This window comes from Nostoc sp. C057 (genome assembly GCF_013393925.1).
GTDB lineage: Bacteria > Cyanobacteriota > Cyanobacteriia > Cyanobacteriales > Nostocaceae > Nostoc > Nostoc muscorum_A.
On the sequence record NZ_CP040281.1, the window covers coordinates 7,060,877 to 7,076,911 of the forward strand.

A 16,035-nucleotide genomic window follows, 5' to 3' on the forward strand; every position below is an offset into this window, starting at 1 on the left:
CTCTTAGGTGATTTTTATAAAAACTCACAATCTCTAATTGTATCACTTTTTTAGTGAATTGGGAACTGGGCATTGGTTACACCCAATCAGCACTCTTAATTGATGCTCAAAATCCATGTTCCCATGTAGCGCAATAATGGCACATCACCAGGGGAAAGCACTTGACAGTTAAAGTAGTAAACTCCGCCAAAGGATGGGTTTTTCACGTTAGATAAGACTACCTCAACTGCACTACCTGCTGGTACTGGCTCTTGGGGAAAAATATTAATTAGCTTACCTTCTTTGTCCCACTTCACCTCAGAAAGGGGAACTGCTTTGCCTTTGACTCGAACTTCAATTTTGTTCTGGTCAAAAGTTCCTTTGTAATATTCAGGGTAGGTAATGGCAAATTGACCAACAGCCAATTTCATTCTTTGGGCTGGAATCCTTAATATATATCGATCCCAACCATTGGCTTGTCCACCAAAATCTAATCGGAAGGGCAGTTGATTTTCGGCTTTAACGCCGCTAAACAGCGTAAATCCAGGTAAACTTTGTGCCCAAGTCAGGGCTGGAAATCCAGTCACTAAACAGCTAGTCACGGCTAAAGCGGAAAGTAAACGTCGCATAATTGAGCTTCCTCTACCAAAAAATAAATCTGTTATCTAAAATAACCGTGTGTTAGTATTCGTTACTAAAGTTTACTACTCACTTCCTGACAATTGACGTTCAGTAACAACAAAAAGTGCCATCCTCCCTGATGTTTAGACGGCAGTAAAATTACTTAGCAATAAATTTTACATGCAACCAACTTACTTCATTACCCTTATAGAGTAATGATTTGATGACTAGGTTGGTCAAATTTTTAACTCAATAGAAACACCGTTGGGATTGGATTGTGTTTCTAAATATGTATAAGTGTATCTAAATTTGAGAATTTTGTTATAAAAATTGAGGCGTGCCATCAGCGATCGCCAGTTAAGTTGGGCTAAATTGATTAAAATAAGTTGGATTGGAATCAAAGTCGTAATCATTAAAATTTGATTTGGAAATTATAAAGCCTTCAAAATTGGGTCAATATTACTCTATAAGACAGAAATACCAAAATTTCTCAATCCCGAAAATAAGCTGAAGATAAAGATGCAAAATTTGGGAATCAATTTAGGATGTGCAATACGTAACCCTGTTTGCAACTATCTGAAAATATGACATCTGCGAACGGCAAAGTCAGGCATTGCCTGAACAGCTAAGAGTTGGAGAGGAAAGTTTCAAGGTTCAATCTACAAGTAAAAGTCATAGCTGATGTTCCTGCCTAAGTACTATGAATACGGGATATCCCTCATCTAGACAATCACTTACTGGGCAGAGATTAGGTATTTATCTTCAGGAGATTTCATGAGAATAGCAGTTGCTAAAGAAATTGAAGTTTGTGAACGTCGTGTGGCATTAATTCCTGACACCGTTGCTCGATTGGTAAAACAAGGTTTGGAAGTCTGGGTAGAAAAGGGTGCAGGAGAGCGATCTTTTTTCAGTGATACTGACTATGAAGCCGCAGGAGCTACAATAATTGGCGATACTGCCAAATTATGGGGCGAAACAGATATTCTTTTGAAAGTCAGCCCACCACAAGAACGAGAAGATGGGCGCTCAGAAGTTGATTTGTTAAAGGAAGGGGCTGTATTACTCAGTTTCCTCAATCCTTTAGGAAATCCTGTTGTAGCACAGCAACTAGCAAATCGGAAAATTACAGCCTTGAGTATGGAAATGATTCCCCGTACTACCAGGGCGCAAAGTATGGATGCTTTGTCCTCGCAAGCTTCATTAGCAGGTTACAAGGCTGTATTAATTGCGGCAGCTGCATTACCGAAATATTTCCCGATGTTAACCACAGCCGCAGGTACGATCGCTCCAGCGAAAGTATTTATTATGGGCGCTGGTGTAGCCGGATTGCAAGCGATCGCTACTGCCAGACGTTTGGGAGCAGTAGTAGAGGCCTTTGATATCCGTCCCGCCGTCAAAGAAGAAGTGCAAAGCTTAGGGGCAAAATTCGTTGAAGTCAAATTAGACGAAGAAACCGTCGCCGCAGGTGGTTACGCCAAAGAAATCTCTGAGGCTAGCAAACAACGTACCCAAGAAGTTGTCGCCGAACACATTAAAAATTCTGATGTCGTAATTACCACCGCCCAAGTGCCTGGGAGACAAGCGCCACGGCTCGTCACAGAAGAAATGGTGGCACAAATGAAACCAGGTTCAGTGATTGTGGATTTAGCTGCTGAACAGGGTGGTAACTGCGCCTGTACAGAACCCGGTAAAGATATTGTCTGGAATGGCGTAACAATTATTGGCCCCATCAATCTCCCATCATCGATGCCAATTCACGCCAGCCAATTGTATGCCAAGAACGTAACTTCGTTGATGCAATTGCTAATTAAAGACAAAGCTTTGCAGGTGGACTTTAGCGACGACATCGTTGATGCAGCTTGCGTTACCCATGCTGGTGAAATTCGCAATCAACGAGTGCGGGATGCGCTACAAGCCTTGAGCGGCGTTGGAGCAGGTTAATAGCCAAATTACCATAAGGAGTTTTGATTTCATGACAGAGGCATTACTTGCTGCTTTGTTTGTATTTGTGTTGGCATCATTTATCGGCTTTGAAGTCATCAACAAAATCCCACCGACTCTACACACGCCCTTAATGTCAGGTTCAAACGCGATTTCTGGGATTGCGGTACTGGGAGCAATAGTTGCTGCTGGTGCGAGAGATACGAGTGTGTCAGTAATTCTCGGTTTGATTGCTGTGGTATTAGCAACAATCAACGTTGTGGGTGGTTTTTTAGTGACAGACAGAATGTTGCAAATGTTCAAGAAGAAGGAGATTAAGGCGTGAGCGACTTTTTACCAACTGGCATTCAGCTGACGTACTTAGTCGCTGCATCGTTATTCATTCTGGGCTTGAAAAAGCTGGGATCGCCTGCTACAGCGAGAAATGGTAATATCGTAGCGGCTGTGGGGATGCTCCTGGCAATTGTGGCGACAATGCTCGATCAACATGTGTTGAATTACGAGATGATATTGTTGGGCTTGGCGATTGGATCGGGAATTGGTGCGATCGTTGCCTACAAAGTCCAAATGACCGAAATGCCCCAAATGGTGGGTTTACTCAACGGTTTGGGTGGTGCGGCTTCGGCATTAGTAGCCGTTGCCGAATTCTGGCGGTTATTAGATAGTTCTCAGCCGATACCCCTAGATGTAAACATTTCCATGTTATTGGACGTGTTAATCGGTGGTGTTACATTCACCGGTAGCTTTTTAGCCTTTGCAAAATTGCAAGGTTTAATTAGCGGTTCCCCGATTACATTTCCATTCCAGCAACCATTTAACCTCTTGCTTTTGGGTGCTTATATAGTAGGTAGTGCCTACTTAATCATCACACCCGATAGCTTACCCATATTCTTGGGAGTGGTTGGCGTTTCTTTAGTGTTGGGTGTGATGTTCGTCATCCCCATTGGCGGTGGCGATATGCCAGTAGTAATCTCGCTGTTGAACTCGTTGTCAGGTGTGGCGGCGGCGGCGGCTGGGTTCGTAGTGATGAACAATATGTTAATCATCGCTGGTGCTTTGGTAGGAGCATCCGGCTTAATCCTCACCGAGATTATGTGTAAAGCGATGAACCGCTCCTTATTTAGTGTGCTGTTCAGCGCTTTTGGTACAGGTTCTAGTTCTGGTGGTGGTGGTGCTAGTGGTGGTGCAACCGATCAAAGCGTCCGCAGCATCGATCCTGAAGAAGGGGCGATGATGTTGGGTTATGCCCGTTCTGTGGTAATTGTGCCTGGTTATGGTATGGCAGTTGCCCAAGCGCAACATAGCGTCCGGGAATTGTCAGATCAGTTAGAAAAAATGGGCGTTGATGTCAAGTATGCCATTCACCCCGTTGCTGGGAGAATGCCGGGGCACATGAATGTGTTACTTGCAGAGGCAAATGTGCCTTATACGCAGTTATACGACATGGATGATATTAATCCCCAGTTTGATCAAGCGGATGTGGCTTTAGTAATTGGGGCAAATGATGTTGTAAATCCGGCGGCGCGGAGTGATACAAGTAGCCCGATTTATGGTATGCCGATTTTGGAAGTAGATCGGGCGAAGCAGACGATTGTAATTAAGCGCGGGATGAGTACGGGTTTTGCCGGTGTAGACAATGAGTTGTTCTACAAGGATAAAACGACGATGCTTTTTGGTAGCGCGAAGGATATGGTGGCGAAGTTGGTTTCGGAAGTGAAGCAACTTTAACGAACCGCAGAGGCGCAGAGAGCGCAGAGTAAAGAATTTAGAGAGTTGGCTTGCCTTGGGGGTGTGATGCTTCTGAGGCAAGTTTTTAGTGGGAAAATTGCCTCATACAAAGGCGCAAAGAATAGAAAGTTTATTTATGAATTGATAATGTCTGAAAATTTTCACTTTAGTTATTTAACTTGACATTCCATGTATGCTCAATTATTTTTGATGAACAAGTTTTAATTTTCTAATTAAAATAATAGAGTTATGTTCAGTCAAGATTTTTTTAATGATGAGCTTCTAGAAAAAATAGTTGATGCATTTTATGGATATGGTAATTATCAAGGAAATTATTGGTTTATTGGTATGGAAGAAGCAGGAGGAGATTTTAACGAAATTAATAACAGAATAAAGAAATGGTCAGAGAGAGAACAGAAGGAAATAGAAGATATTGCAGAATATCATGAAGCTATCGGATATGGGGCGAGTTTTAAACCAGGTGCAAAATTGGATGTGCCAGTCTGGAGGACATTAATTCGTATTATATTGAGTGCTAAAGGAAAAGATAATATTGACCTAGAAGATATTCGTAAATATCAAATAGAGGAACTAGGTAGAAAAGATAAAGAGACTTGTTTATTAGAATTATTACCTTTACCCTCACCATCTCTTAAACATTGGATATATGGTGAATATTCTAAGCTTACTTTTTTATCTAATAGAGATACTTATGAAAAGTATTGTCTTGAAAAGCGAATAAATCATATTAGTCAAAGAATAAAAGAACATCAACCTAAAGCTGTTGTTTTCTATGGTATAGGATATGAATCTTTTTGGAGAAGAATAACTGAAAAAATACCTGATGTTGAGTTTTCACCAAGTTCAGAAGGTTTCTTAATTTGTAAAAATAGTCAGACTGTGTTTGTTATAGCTAAACATCCTGTAAGTAGAGGTTTAACAAATGAATATTTCCATAATATTGGTAGATCAATTGCCGCTAAAATAGCAGAAGAATAATTATTTGTGTAGTTTGTGGTTCCTTAAAAAATGCTCGCTAAAACTCCACAGTGCGATCGCCCTCTTTTTCCTCTGTGTTCTCTGCGCCTCTGTGGTTCGTTAAAAAGAGCGATCGCTCGGTTCATTTTCTAAATTTCTTGCCATTCTCTAGCATCAATAAAAATAGATAGATGTTTTTTATTGCTTGTGGCAATAATAACCTCATGCCCATAATTAGCAACTAAAATAGATTGAGATGCCAAAATTACATCACCATCTAAAGCTTTATTATCTGCTGTAGATTTTCCTTGATTTCTGACTTGTGCCCATAACTCTGCTGCTTTCAACATCACTTCTGTTGTAATAGGAAGATAGAGAATTTCTGACTTTAGTTGATTAAGTTTTCTAATTCCTGATAATTTATTTGCCCTTAATAATTCCCGTCTAATTTCATAATCTATAATTTCTGGTAAAATTACTTCATATCCTCTCTCAAAGAGCGTATAAAACCATTCTTGACATTGCACAGCTAGAGGCGTTGCTTTTGGATTAGTAATTAATCCCACAGGTGCAGAATCTAAGATAATAACCTTACTCATTCTATTTTAAATAGAAATACCTTTCATAGATTCAATAATTTCTAAAGTTTGTTGTTGTTCTTCTTGTTCATCTAACTCATTCCATGAGTCAAATATTTTTTTTATATTTTTTTTTCTTTCTTGTTGTTTGGCGGCATCACTCTGATTAATTTCATTAAGAGCATTTTCCCAGTTATTTAATGATGTCTGTTTCATCGTTACACTTTGACGAAATAGACGTACAATTTGTAGTAATTCTGGTACATATTCTTCTGGAGTTTGTTGAATCTCTAATAATAGTTCAGCGCGGGGTGTAGTTGATGATTGTGCTGTGAGCGGTTGATTATTGTTCATAAATACCTTGCAAGTAGATAATTTAAAAATAACGAGTCAATATTAATCAGTTTTAACACTGGTAGTTATATTATATTTTAGCGTGAATAGCTATTTTAGTTTACTGAGAACGTCCCGCCGCTTACATGGTATTGAACTGATCAAGAATCGGTTCCTAATCGAGTGCGCCTATTCGTGAGATAAAAAAGCGATCACTAACTTTGTATTGAAATGCTTAGGTAAAGCCCGCCACAGGCATCGCCCTCTTCTAACTCTGTGTTCTCTGCGCCTCTGCGGTTCGTTAAAAAGAGCGATCGCTAAAGCTCCACAGTGCGATCCCCACCTTTTTCTCCTTCCTCTATGTCCTCTGGCGTAGCCTCTCGTAGAGAATACATCGCCTGGTTTTTTCCTTAACTAACTATCCCTTTAATCGGAATTTCTATCCAGAACTCACAGCCATTACCAGGTTCAGAAACACATTTGATATTACCGCCGTGTTTTTCTACAATAATTTGGTAGCTAATAGATAACCCCAAACCGATCCCTTGTCCAGGTTGTTTGGTGGTAAAGAAAGGTTCAAAAATTCGCGATCGCATCATCTCTGGAATCCCACAACCATTGTCGGCAATCCAAATCAGAATACTATTCCCTTCGATTATTTCTGTACGAATCCAAATTTTAGGATTGTCAATTTTTTTTCCACAAGTTGCTGAGTTTTCTAGTGCATCGATCGCATTGTTGAGAATATTCATAAACACCTGATTCATCTGCGCTGCATAGCAGACTACTGGGGGCAATTCACCATATTCCTTAATTACCTCAATAGCAAAAGAATTAGTCTGTGGTTGCAGTCGATGTTGTAAAATTAGCAAAGTACTGTCGATACCTTCATGAAGGTTAACGGGTTTTATTCCTGTTTCGTCAAGTCGAGAAAAAATTCGTAACGACAAGACGAGTTGAGAGATTCGCTCTGCCCCCATCTTCATGGAAGTCAAAATTTTGGGCAAGTCATCACTAATAAAATCTAAATCCATTGCTGCTGCTTGCTTTTGAATTTCTCCTGTTCCCTTAGGATACTGTTTCTGATAAAGACGGAGTAATTTAAATAAATTTTCGGCATGTTCCGTAACATAGATTATATTGCCGTAAATGAAACTAATCGGGTTGTTAATTTCATGTGCTATACCAGCAACTAACTGCCCTAAACCTGCCATTTTTTCACTTTGAATCAATTGGCTCTGAGTGTTTTGTAATTCTTTAAGAGTCTGAGTAAGTTCTTCTTTTTGACGTTGAGTTTGTTCAAGTAATTCCGCTTGCTGAAGTCCTACCCCTAATTGAGTACCAATTTGCATCAGCAAATCTACCTCATCTTTTTGCCAATCACGCGGTTTGAGATTTTGATAAGCTGCTAGTAATCCCCAAAGTTTGTCGCCCTGAAAAATCGGCACAATTATATATGCCCTAGCCTCCATTAGCTCAAGCAGAGTAATATGACAGATAGAATAGTTGGCGCTGTAAATATCTTTAATAGCAATACTTTCACCATTAGCAAAATTTCCACCTTGGGTTTGTTGCAAGTAATCATCTGCAACTACAGGTAAAATTTCCTTTACTGGTGTCCAACCTTGGGCTAAAGACTCAGCAACAAATTCGCCACTCCAATCAGTCCTGAATTGATAGATTGTCACTCGATCAACTTCCAATAGCCGTCGGACTTCTTCTGCACTGGTGGCAAAGATGGTATCAATATCAAGAGACTGGCGAATTTTCTCCACTGTCGCAGCTAGGGCCTTTTCCCTTTCGGCTGCTTTCCGTTCTCGTTCGGCGGCTTTAGCCAGTTTTTGGGCTTGTACCTGCATCTGTTTCAAAGACTCAGCTTGCTGTAATGCTACCCCCAATTGAGCGCCAACTTGTGCCAATAAGTTGATTTCCTCATCTTGCCAATAACGGGGCTGGGAGTTTTGATAAGCTACTAACAATCCCCACAGCTTCTCACCCTGAGAAATTGGGACAAAAACTTCATTGCGTGCATACTTACCCGCTTGCTTTCCTTGCACAAGAACGCCTTCTGTCACAGGCTGCGGCTTAACCATTGGTGTCCAGCCATCAACAATAGAATCAGCGACAAACTCGCCACTCCAGTCAGGATAGAAGCGGTAAATTGCGACTCGTTCCACTTCTAATAACCGACGAACTTCTTGAGTTGTGGTTTTAAAGATGGCTTCAATATCAAGAGACTGACGAATTTTTTCTACGGTGTTTGCTAATGCCCTTTGCCTTTCAGCAGCTTTGCTGATATCTGCTGCTTGAATCTGCATTTGTTGGATAAATTCTGCTTGCTGCAAAGCCACACCTAGTTGAGTGCCAACTTGGGTAAGCAAGTAAACCTCATCTTTTTGCCAATCACGGATTCTGGCATTTTGGTATGCTGCTAGCAAGCCCCAGAGCTTCTGACCGTGGTAAATGGCAATAATCACATAAGCTCTTGCTTGATATATCTCTAAGATTTTAATGTAGCAGTCACTAAAGCCTGAATTATAAATATCATTACAAACACGATAAACTTCACAGAGGCTGAAGCTACCACCCTCTGTATCTTGCAAGTAGGTATCAGCGACTGGAGGTTTAGCTAAATCTTTGGCGCTACATTCACTGACATTTTCACTCAATTCCGGTCGCTGTAATTGTTCATCAATGAGGGAAATCCAACCCTCTGCCACTGATTCAAACACGAATTCACCACTCCAATCGGGATTGAAGCGATAAATAGCCACGCGATCAGCATTTAGCAACTGTCTAAGTTCTGCGGTGCTTGTGTGGAAAATGCTTTTTAAGTCTAGAGACTGACGAATTTTCTCAATGGTTATGGCTATGGTTTTCTGCCATTGGGCTGCTTTTTCTCTGGCTTTTGCTTGTGCTAGTTCTGCTGATTGTAGTTTTACTTGTTCTAGGTAGTCTGCTTGCTGTAAAGCAACCCCTAGATGTTCGGCGATTAATTGCACAAACTCAATTTCTGATGCTTCCCATTGTCGAGGACTAGCACACTGATGAATACACAACAATCCCCATAAATCTTTACCTTTGATCAAGGGGGCAGTTATATTGGCACGTACTTGGAATTTTTCTAGAATCTGGATGTAGCAATCACTGGCATTAACTTGATAAATATCAGCCATTGCTTTAATCCGGCCTTGCTGATATAGTTCTGCGAACTCCTCACTAAAGCAGTGGTCGCGCAGTTTGGCTGCTAATGCCGAATCCCATTCTGTTGCCACATCTTCATAGATAAATTCCCCTTCCCATGCCAAATCAGGATAAAAACGAAACACGCCAACTCGATCGCTTTTTAGAAGTTGGCGAACTTCAGTGACTGTAATTTTGAAGATAGTTTCTATGTCTAGAGACTCCCGAATACGGGCAATAACTCCAGATAAGGCTTTTTGTTGCTCATTCTGACGCAAGGAGTATGTCACATCTGAATGAGACTCTTGCTGTTCTGAATTTGGTTCTATGGGTTGAGTAGTAGAGGAGTTTTCCATTCCCAGTGGGACTTTAAATATTGAAAGTCTTCTATCTCATGATTCCCGTTGCGATCGCAAAGGTAACAGTTCTTTCCTGAGAATGCCAAAAAACAATATAGGGACACGATACTATCGTGTCCCTACAAGAACATTTTTCAACCACGAGAAAATTATCGCCGCTTGGGAGTGGCGCTGCGGCTGGTGCGTTTCTCTTCATCTCGGCGACGGCGATCGCGCCAATCTGCCACGGTTAAATAACCAATACCACCGGTGACTACTACAAGCAGCAGTACGGCAACTAAAGCTAAAATACTCAAAAATGGACTTTCCACAATGCCTCTACAGTCCGTTACGTCCCCAAACTACCATTGCAATTGACCAAGTGAACACAACTAACAGTGATACCCAACCTAGTGTCAAAATCTCCATAGTCCCGCTTTTCAAATAATTACAAAAGGTTTCTAATATTTATCATACAGGGATTGGGCAGGCTGAGATTTTTTTATAAATGGCATTGTAACTTTGGCTGTCGATGTCTACGACGGGCTACGTCTACGCAAAATATACACCATTTTTCTTGGTAAGCTAGCACTTCAAGCATTAATAAAGACGAATGTAAAAAAATAGCGATCGCGCTTTCCTACTAGATGGTTTGGGAATACTAGGTTTACGGGTATATTTCAAATCCAACAACCCCTAGTATTATGCCGACATTTTTCAACTATTCTTTCCAATCCAACGGTTTTATTCCCCACGGACATTGTTATCTCTGGCAAAGTGGGTTAGTTTGGCTCCACATTATTTCTGATGCCACGATCGCTCTGGCTTATTATTCTATTCCCTTTCTACTGATTTACTTTATTTACAAGCGCAAAGACGTTCCTTTTAATGGAGTTTTTTTGTTATTTGGTGCTTTTATCATTGCCTGCGGTACTGGACACTTAATGGATATTTGGACGCTTTGGTATCCAGACTATTGGATTGCAGGTGGTTTAAAAGCTTTAACTGCTATTATTTCAATATACACGGCATTTGCGTTATTTTACCTCATGCCTCAAGCTCTGACACTACCCAGCCCAGCCCAGTTAGAGGCTATTAATCAAGTCCTTTCAACAGAAATTGTCGAGCGCAAGCGTATTGAGAAAGAACTACGTCAAGCAGAAGAAGTTGCTCAAAACTCCAGCCAAGCTAAGAGTGAATTTCTGGCCAACATGAGTCATGAACTACGCACACCTCTTAACGGCATCCTGGGCTATACACAAATTCTCCAACGCACAGAATCTTTAAGTGAAAAAGGACGCAAAGGACTCAGCGTTATTTATCAATGTGGTTCTCATCTTTTAACCTTAATTAATGATGTCCTGGATCTCTCCAAGATCGAAGCCCGAAAGTTGGAATTGTATCCTGTTGATTTCTATTTGCCTGCTTTTATAGATAGCGTGACTGAAATTTGCCGCATCAGGGCAGAACAAAAAGTCATCGCATTTCACATTGAAATCGATCCTGATTTACCAACGGGTATTCATGCTGATGAAAAACGCTTGCGGCAAGTATTGATTAACTTGCTTAGTAATGCCATGAAGTTTACTCATCAAGGCAGTGTCACTTTCAAAACTCAGGTTATTAATCAAGAATCAAATACTAATGGAAAAACTAACTACAAAATTCGCTTTGAGGTAGTAGATACTGGCACTGGCATAACCCCTGAACAAGCCGAAAAAATCTTCCAGCCCTTTGAGCAAGCGGGAAGTCAGAAACGACAATCTGAAGGTACAGGCTTAGGATTAGCAATCAGTCAAAAAATTGTTTTGTTGATGGGTGGTCAAATTCAAGTGCAAAGTGAATTTGGCAAAGGTAGCACTTTTTGGTTTGAGGCAAACTTGTCAGAATCTAAAGACTGGGCAAAGGTTTCTAGAGTAGTTGAGCAGGGAACTATTATTGGTTATCAAGGGCAAAGGCGCACCATTTTGATTGCGGATGATAAATGGGAAAACCGATCGGTAATTGTAAATTTACTAGAGCCGGTTGGGTTTACTGTTGTAGAAGCTAGTAATGGTCAGGAGGCATGGGTACAGTCTCTAGCCCACAAACCGGATATGATTATCACTGACTTAGTGATGCCGATATTGGATGGATTTGAGTTAATTAGTCGTTTGCGCCAGTCCGGGCCATTTAAAGAGATTCCTGTCATCGCGTCCTCAGCAAGTGTATTTGCAGTAGACCAGCACAAGAGTATTGATGTAGGTGCAGATGCCTTTTTACCAAAGCCTGTAGAAGCTGAAAATCTGCTGGAAATGCTACGACAGTTTTTGCAACTAGAATGGATTTTTGACGCTAAGGTAGATGCTATCAAAAAAATCTCTAAAGATGGTTCTAATCAACAAAATGAGATGATTCATCCTAGCAAAGATGTTTTGCAAGAGTTACTCGAACTATCACAAGACGGCGACATTCAAAATATTTTAGAACTGGCTGAAAAACTTTCTGCATCTGATGAGAAGCTAAACATGTTTTCCCAGCAGCTCATGCAGCTTGCTAGTAATTTCCAACTCAAACGTTTGGAAACTTTTATTGAAAAATACATCAATTAAGTAAGTTGGCGCAATTAAAGCTAATTGGCAAGGGCTGTCATTTGTCCTTTGTCATTGGTCATTAGTAAGAACTTTCAGACTATTTACGTTTTTTAACATAATTTGGTTTATTTCTACCAACTTACTTAATTTCAGTTAAATTCCAATTTCCAATTCATCATGATCAAACTTCTAGATAACGGATTTATTTTAATTGTGGATGATAATCCCACAAATTTATCTGTCCTGTGTGCAGCGCTTAATAGTGAGGGTTTTCGTTTCCGTGTTGCAGTGGATGGAGAAACTGCGATCGCTCAGGCTGAACGCAATCAGCCAGAGTTGATTTTGCTGGATGTACAAATGCCGGGTATTGATGGATTTGAAACTTGTCGTCGTCTCAAAGCCAATCCTGCCACCCAAAACATTCCGATTATTTTCACCACTGCCTTAGCGGATACGGAAAGCAAAACGAAGGGATTTTCCCTTGGCGCAGTAGATTATATCCCTAAACCGTTTGCACAAGAGGAAGTCATTGCTAGAGTGCGCGTACATTTGCAACTCAAAAAATTGACTGAATCTTTGGAACAACAAGTTAGCGATCGCACCAAGGCTTTGCAACAAGCTCAAGTCCAACTGGTACAGCAAGAAAAACTATCAACACTCGGAGAGTTAATCGCTGGTATTGGCCATGAAATCAACAACCCCATCAATTTTATTTCCAGCAATATTCCACCCTTGGAAGAATATATTGCAGGAGTAACCGAGTTGCTCCTACTGTATGAACAAGAGTATCCTAACCCAACAGCTAAAATTACCACTGCGATTGAGAACTTGGATTTGAACTTCGTTCTCGAAGATATGGTAAAAATTGTGAACTCGCTCCAGCTAGGAAGTGAACGAATTCAAAACCTTTCCAATTCACTCCGCAACTTCTCTCGCTCGGATAGTGATATAAAAATACCTGCTGATTTGCACCAAGGACTAGATAGTACACTAATGATTTTACAACACCGCCTCAAAGCTAACGGCGAGCGTCCCGGTATTGAAGTTATTAAAAGTTATGGAGTATTGCCAGAGGTACACTGCTATTTAGGTCAAATGAATCAAGTATTTATGAACATTCTGGCAAATGCAATTGATGCCCTTGATGAAGCTATAATGCAAGGCAAAATGAGCAATCTAATTCCTGAGATTAAAATTGCAACAGAAATAGATTCTGAACAATTGGTTATAATTCGGATTGCTGATAACGGGATTGGTATTCCTGAACGGCTTAAACAACGCTTGTTTGAGCCGTTGTTTACCACAAAAACCGTTGGGAAAGGCACTGGACTTGGCTTGTCGATCGCTTATGAAATAGTTGTAGAAAAACACAAAGGTGTATTAGATGTAAATTCTCAACCAGGTAAGGGAACCGAATTTATCATCAAAATTCCCATAGAATAGAAACATTTAATTAATTACAAAGTTGCTCTAGCATTTATCATACTGGAGACAAGGAAAAATTTCTCCAATACCTAATCACTAATTTATATATAGAGTGAATCCAATTTTAGATCCTCAATTAATGGCAGAACGCATAGAATCCCTCAAAGCTGGAATACTGGGAGGTTTCTCTGTGTGTTTTGCTTTTGTACTTGTCAGTCTTTTGAATACTTTTGTACTAGCAAAGTATTTTCAGATCCTTGCAAGTCTGCACAGTGATATTAACTGGCACTTGTGGGTGAGTGGTGCAATCGCAACTTTTAGTGGCTTACTATTTGGTGTCACCTACCGCTATATCATCCGCTCAGATAAAAATCCCCAACTTAAAGCTGGTGGGGTTCTGGCCTTTGGTTTGGTGCGTGGATTGACTCAGATAGAGCTTGGGTTGAATTTAGACATCACAATTTGGTCTTTTTTGGTATTAGCGGCAGAAAGTTTATTGTGGTTTGCATTTGCTGCGATCGCTCTTGATCTTGCGATTAAACTCCGTTGGGTTAAACCTTTTTCATCAATCTAAATTTCCTTTCTCTAAGTATAGTAGTCGCATATAGATGTGAAATCCTACAAGGGATCAGGGCAAACGCATCTAAATATTGACGAGCCTGAATCAGGGCGAAATACACCAAGACTCAAACTACATAAGGCTTTGAGGAAATTAAATCTCACTCGTTATAAAAATGATAATCATTACGAGGGGGGAGTTAGAGGCAGCCGACGGCTGCCTGAGCTTTCACGGTCAGTTCTCCACTCTTCTAGCGTAGGTTTTCTCACAGTCTGATTCTCAATAGTTTTAGATTAATGACTAGGAATTATGAGAAGATCAGCACAAAGAAAAGCTCAATTTATGCGATCGCCGCCGGGAAGGACGGTTACACCATCGCCCTTCCGATCAAAGTGACTTTTACAGATGCTGTGAAAGTGAGGACGGCTGGCCTTCATTGAACGTGGTATTCTCACATTTATCAGAAAGAAGAATTACGTTCTTATTCTCCTCTCTATGAAGCTGAAACCCAAAATTACGATTGCTGACCATTTTGCGGTGATACAAGATCCACGAGTAGATCGCACCAAACGACATAAATTAATCGATATCATGACCATTGCCGTATGTGCTGTGATTTGTGGTGCGGATGGTTGGGTAGCCGTAGAGACTTATGGTTGTGCAAAGTATGAATGGTTAAAAACATTTTTAGAATTACCAAATGGGATTCCGTCCCACGATACATTTGCAAGAGTATTTGCACAAATAAATCCTCAACAGTTCCAGGAATGTTTTCTGAGCTGGATGAAATCAATACAGAAGATAACTGATGGTGAAGTTGTCGCGCTTGATGGGAAAACTTTACGTGGTTCTTATGATACAAGTAGTGACCAAAGCGCAATTATAATGGTAAGTGCCTGGGCAACTACAAATAAATTAGTGCTGGGACAAGTAAAAGTAGATCAAAAATCAAATGAAATTACAGCAATTCCAGAATTATTAAAGGTATTAGAACTGTCAGGATGTATTGTGACCATTGATGCAATTGGCTGCCAGAAGGAGATTGTGAAGCTAATCACACAGCAAAATGCAGATTATGTAATTGGGTTAAAGAAGAATCAAGGAAATCTTTATGATGAAGTAGAAAAACTATTCTCTTCAGGCATAGCTACAGGATTTGAGGGGATTGCACATAGCACGTATAAAACAGAAGAAACAGGGCATGGTCGTCATGAAATCCGCAATTACGTAATGTTCTCTCAAATTGAATCTCGGCTTAACCCAGATTCAATTTGGTCAAATTTTAATAGTGTTGGCATGGTAGAATCTGTCCGTTCATTCAATGGTGAAACAACGGTTGAAACTCGGTATTTTATCAGTAGCCTTGAGTCAGATGCTAAACAGTTTGGTAATTCTATTCGCAGTCATTGGGGAATTGAAAATTCATTGCATTGGCTATTGGATGTTGCCTTAAGAGAAGATGACTGTCGAATTAGAAAAGATAATGCCCCACATAATTTTGCAATTCTCAGACATCTTGCAGTCAATCTTTTAAGTCAAGAGAAGCGTGTCAAACGTGGAATCAAAAATAAACAGTTTCTCGCGGCGATGGATAACAAATACTTACTAAGTATTTTAGCGTTAGCTTAAAATAGTACATCAAAACTTGAGTTGAATGTTTTACATAAAAGTTTTATTTATTCTCTAAGTAAATATATTCTTATGTAGCTCATAATTGAATTATTTTAGTATTGACGATTAGTCATTCAGTTGAAGATAAGCTAATTCAAATTTTGAAAAATATTTGATTTATTTTATTT

At 40.1% G+C, this 16,035-nt stretch carries 15 protein-coding genes; 8 read left to right on the forward strand and 7 right to left on the reverse strand.

Features of this window, described 5'->3' with window-relative positions; all coding sequences use genetic code 11:
* Nucleotides 1-95: 95 nt before the first annotated feature.
* Nucleotides 96-608, reverse strand: coding sequence for a DUF2808 domain-containing protein (locus tag FD724_RS29930; RefSeq protein WP_114081014.1), 513 nt, complete (start codon nucleotides 606-608; stop codon nucleotides 96-98).
* A gap of 228 nt (nucleotides 609-836) precedes the next feature.
* On the reverse strand, nucleotides 837-1,013 hold the full coding sequence (locus tag FD724_RS29935) for a hypothetical protein (RefSeq protein WP_159402450.1): 177 nt from the start codon (nucleotides 1,011-1,013) through the stop codon (nucleotides 837-839).
* A gap of 361 nt (nucleotides 1,014-1,374) precedes the next feature.
* Here FD724_RS29935 and FD724_RS29940 point away from each other — a divergent pair, with 361 nt between their 5' ends.
* The 4 genes from FD724_RS29940 to FD724_RS29955 all read left to right on the forward strand — a co-directional run bounded on the left by FD724_RS29940 (nucleotide 1,375) and on the right by FD724_RS29955 (nucleotide 5,268).
* Complete coding sequence (locus tag FD724_RS29940; RefSeq protein WP_114081013.1) at nucleotides 1,375-2,541, forward strand: Re/Si-specific NAD(P)(+) transhydrogenase subunit alpha; 1,167 nt, start codon at nucleotides 1,375-1,377, stop codon at nucleotides 2,539-2,541.
* 31 nt (nucleotides 2,542-2,572) lie between these two features.
* Complete coding sequence (locus FD724_RS29945; RefSeq protein ID WP_012408294.1) at nucleotides 2,573-2,866, forward strand: NAD(P) transhydrogenase subunit alpha; 294 nt, start codon at nucleotides 2,573-2,575, stop codon at nucleotides 2,864-2,866.
* Nucleotides 2,863-4,269: an NAD(P)(+) transhydrogenase (Re/Si-specific) subunit beta gene (locus tag FD724_RS29950; RefSeq protein WP_179075121.1), complete on the forward strand. Its 1,407-nt coding sequence runs from the start codon at nucleotides 2,863-2,865 to the stop codon at nucleotides 4,267-4,269. Before FD724_RS29945 ends, FD724_RS29950 begins: the two co-directional genes overlap by 4 nt.
* 249 nt (nucleotides 4,270-4,518) lie before the next feature.
* On the forward strand, nucleotides 4,519-5,268 hold the full coding sequence (locus tag FD724_RS29955) for a hypothetical protein (protein WP_179075122.1): 750 nt from the start codon (nucleotides 4,519-4,521) through the stop codon (nucleotides 5,266-5,268).
* 128 nt (nucleotides 5,269-5,396) lie between these two features.
* On the opposite strand, the gene FD724_RS29960 is transcribed toward FD724_RS29955, so the two are convergent.
* The 5 genes from FD724_RS29960 to petN form a co-directional block, all read right to left on the reverse strand.
* A complete protein-coding gene (locus tag FD724_RS29960) occupies nucleotides 5,397-5,846 on the reverse strand; it encodes a type II toxin-antitoxin system VapC family toxin (RefSeq protein ID WP_179075123.1) in 450 nt (149 codons plus the stop codon).
* Between the two features lie 6 nt (nucleotides 5,847-5,852).
* Nucleotides 5,853-6,179 carry a hypothetical protein gene (locus FD724_RS29965; RefSeq protein WP_179075124.1) on the reverse strand — a complete coding sequence of 109 codons (327 nt, stop codon included), beginning with the start codon at nucleotides 6,177-6,179 and terminating at the stop codon, nucleotides 5,853-5,855.
* A 389-nt stretch (nucleotides 6,180-6,568) separates the two neighbouring features.
* A complete protein-coding gene (locus FD724_RS29970) occupies nucleotides 6,569-9,697 on the reverse strand; it encodes a GAF domain-containing protein (RefSeq protein WP_179075125.1) in 3,129 nt (1,042 codons plus the stop codon).
* A gap of 152 nt (nucleotides 9,698-9,849) precedes the next feature.
* Nucleotides 9,850-10,011 carry a hypothetical protein gene (locus FD724_RS29975; protein ID WP_012408301.1) on the reverse strand — a complete coding sequence of 54 codons (162 nt, stop codon included), beginning with the start codon at nucleotides 10,009-10,011 and terminating at the stop codon, nucleotides 9,850-9,852.
* Between the two features lie 7 nt (nucleotides 10,012-10,018).
* A complete protein-coding gene (gene petN, locus FD724_RS29980; protein WP_012408302.1) occupies nucleotides 10,019-10,108 on the reverse strand; it encodes a cytochrome b6-f complex subunit PetN in 90 nt (29 codons plus the stop codon).
* Nucleotides 10,109-10,383: 275 nt separating this feature from the next.
* On the opposite strand from petN, the gene FD724_RS29985 reads away from it, so the two are divergent.
* The 4 genes from FD724_RS29985 (at nucleotide 10,384) to FD724_RS30000 (ending at nucleotide 15,865) form a co-directional block, all read left to right on the forward strand.
* Complete coding sequence (locus FD724_RS29985) at nucleotides 10,384-12,270, forward strand: ATP-binding protein (protein ID WP_179075126.1); 1,887 nt, start codon at nucleotides 10,384-10,386, stop codon at nucleotides 12,268-12,270.
* A 159-nt stretch (nucleotides 12,271-12,429) separates the two neighbouring features.
* Nucleotides 12,430-13,695: a response regulator gene (locus tag FD724_RS29990; protein ID WP_179075127.1), complete on the forward strand. Its 1,266-nt coding sequence runs from the start codon at nucleotides 12,430-12,432 to the stop codon at nucleotides 13,693-13,695.
* 121 nt (nucleotides 13,696-13,816) lie between these two features.
* Nucleotides 13,817-14,251 (forward strand): hypothetical protein, encoded by a 435-nt coding sequence (locus FD724_RS29995; protein ID WP_179075674.1) that lies wholly within the window; start codon nucleotides 13,817-13,819, stop codon nucleotides 14,249-14,251.
* 480 nt (nucleotides 14,252-14,731) lie between these two features.
* Nucleotides 14,732-15,865 (forward strand): ISAs1 family transposase, encoded by a 1,134-nt coding sequence (locus FD724_RS30000; protein WP_179072797.1) that lies wholly within the window; start codon nucleotides 14,732-14,734, stop codon nucleotides 15,863-15,865.
* Nucleotides 15,866-16,035: the final 170 nt, after the last annotated feature.

Bases quoted from the DNA above. Each gene is read 5' to 3' on its own strand.
- FD724_RS30000 (WP_179072797.1), top strand. From the start codon at position 14,732: ATGAAGCTGAAACCCAAAATTACGATTGCTGACCATTTTGCGGTGATA.
- FD724_RS29985 (WP_179075126.1), top strand. From the start codon at position 10,384: ATGCCGACATTTTTCAACTATTCTTTCCAATCCAACGGTTTTATTCCC.
- FD724_RS29960 (WP_179075123.1), bottom strand. From the start codon at position 5,846: ATGAGTAAGGTTATTATCTTAGATTCTGCACCTGTGGGATTAATTACT.
- FD724_RS29930 (WP_114081014.1), bottom strand. From the start codon at position 608: ATGCGACGTTTACTTTCCGCTTTAGCCGTGACTAGCTGTTTAGTGACT.
- FD724_RS29935 (WP_159402450.1), bottom strand. From the start codon at position 1,013: ATGATTACGACTTTGATTCCAATCCAACTTATTTTAATCAATTTAGCC.
- FD724_RS29940 (WP_114081013.1), top strand. From the start codon at position 1,375: ATGAGAATAGCAGTTGCTAAAGAAATTGAAGTTTGTGAACGTCGTGTG.
- FD724_RS29995 (WP_179075674.1), top strand. From the start codon at position 13,817: ATGGCAGAACGCATAGAATCCCTCAAAGCTGGAATACTGGGAGGTTTC.
- FD724_RS29955 (WP_179075122.1), top strand. From the start codon at position 4,519: ATGTTCAGTCAAGATTTTTTTAATGATGAGCTTCTAGAAAAAATAGTT.
- FD724_RS29970 (WP_179075125.1), bottom strand. From the start codon at position 9,697: ATGGAAAACTCCTCTACTACTCAACCCATAGAACCAAATTCAGAACAG.
- FD724_RS29945 (WP_012408294.1), top strand. From the start codon at position 2,573: ATGACAGAGGCATTACTTGCTGCTTTGTTTGTATTTGTGTTGGCATCA.
- petN (WP_012408302.1), bottom strand. From the start codon at position 10,108: ATGGAGATTTTGACACTAGGTTGGGTATCACTGTTAGTTGTGTTCACT.
- FD724_RS29965 (WP_179075124.1), bottom strand. From the start codon at position 6,179: ATGAACAATAATCAACCGCTCACAGCACAATCATCAACTACACCCCGC.
- FD724_RS29990 (WP_179075127.1), top strand. From the start codon at position 12,430: ATGATCAAACTTCTAGATAACGGATTTATTTTAATTGTGGATGATAAT.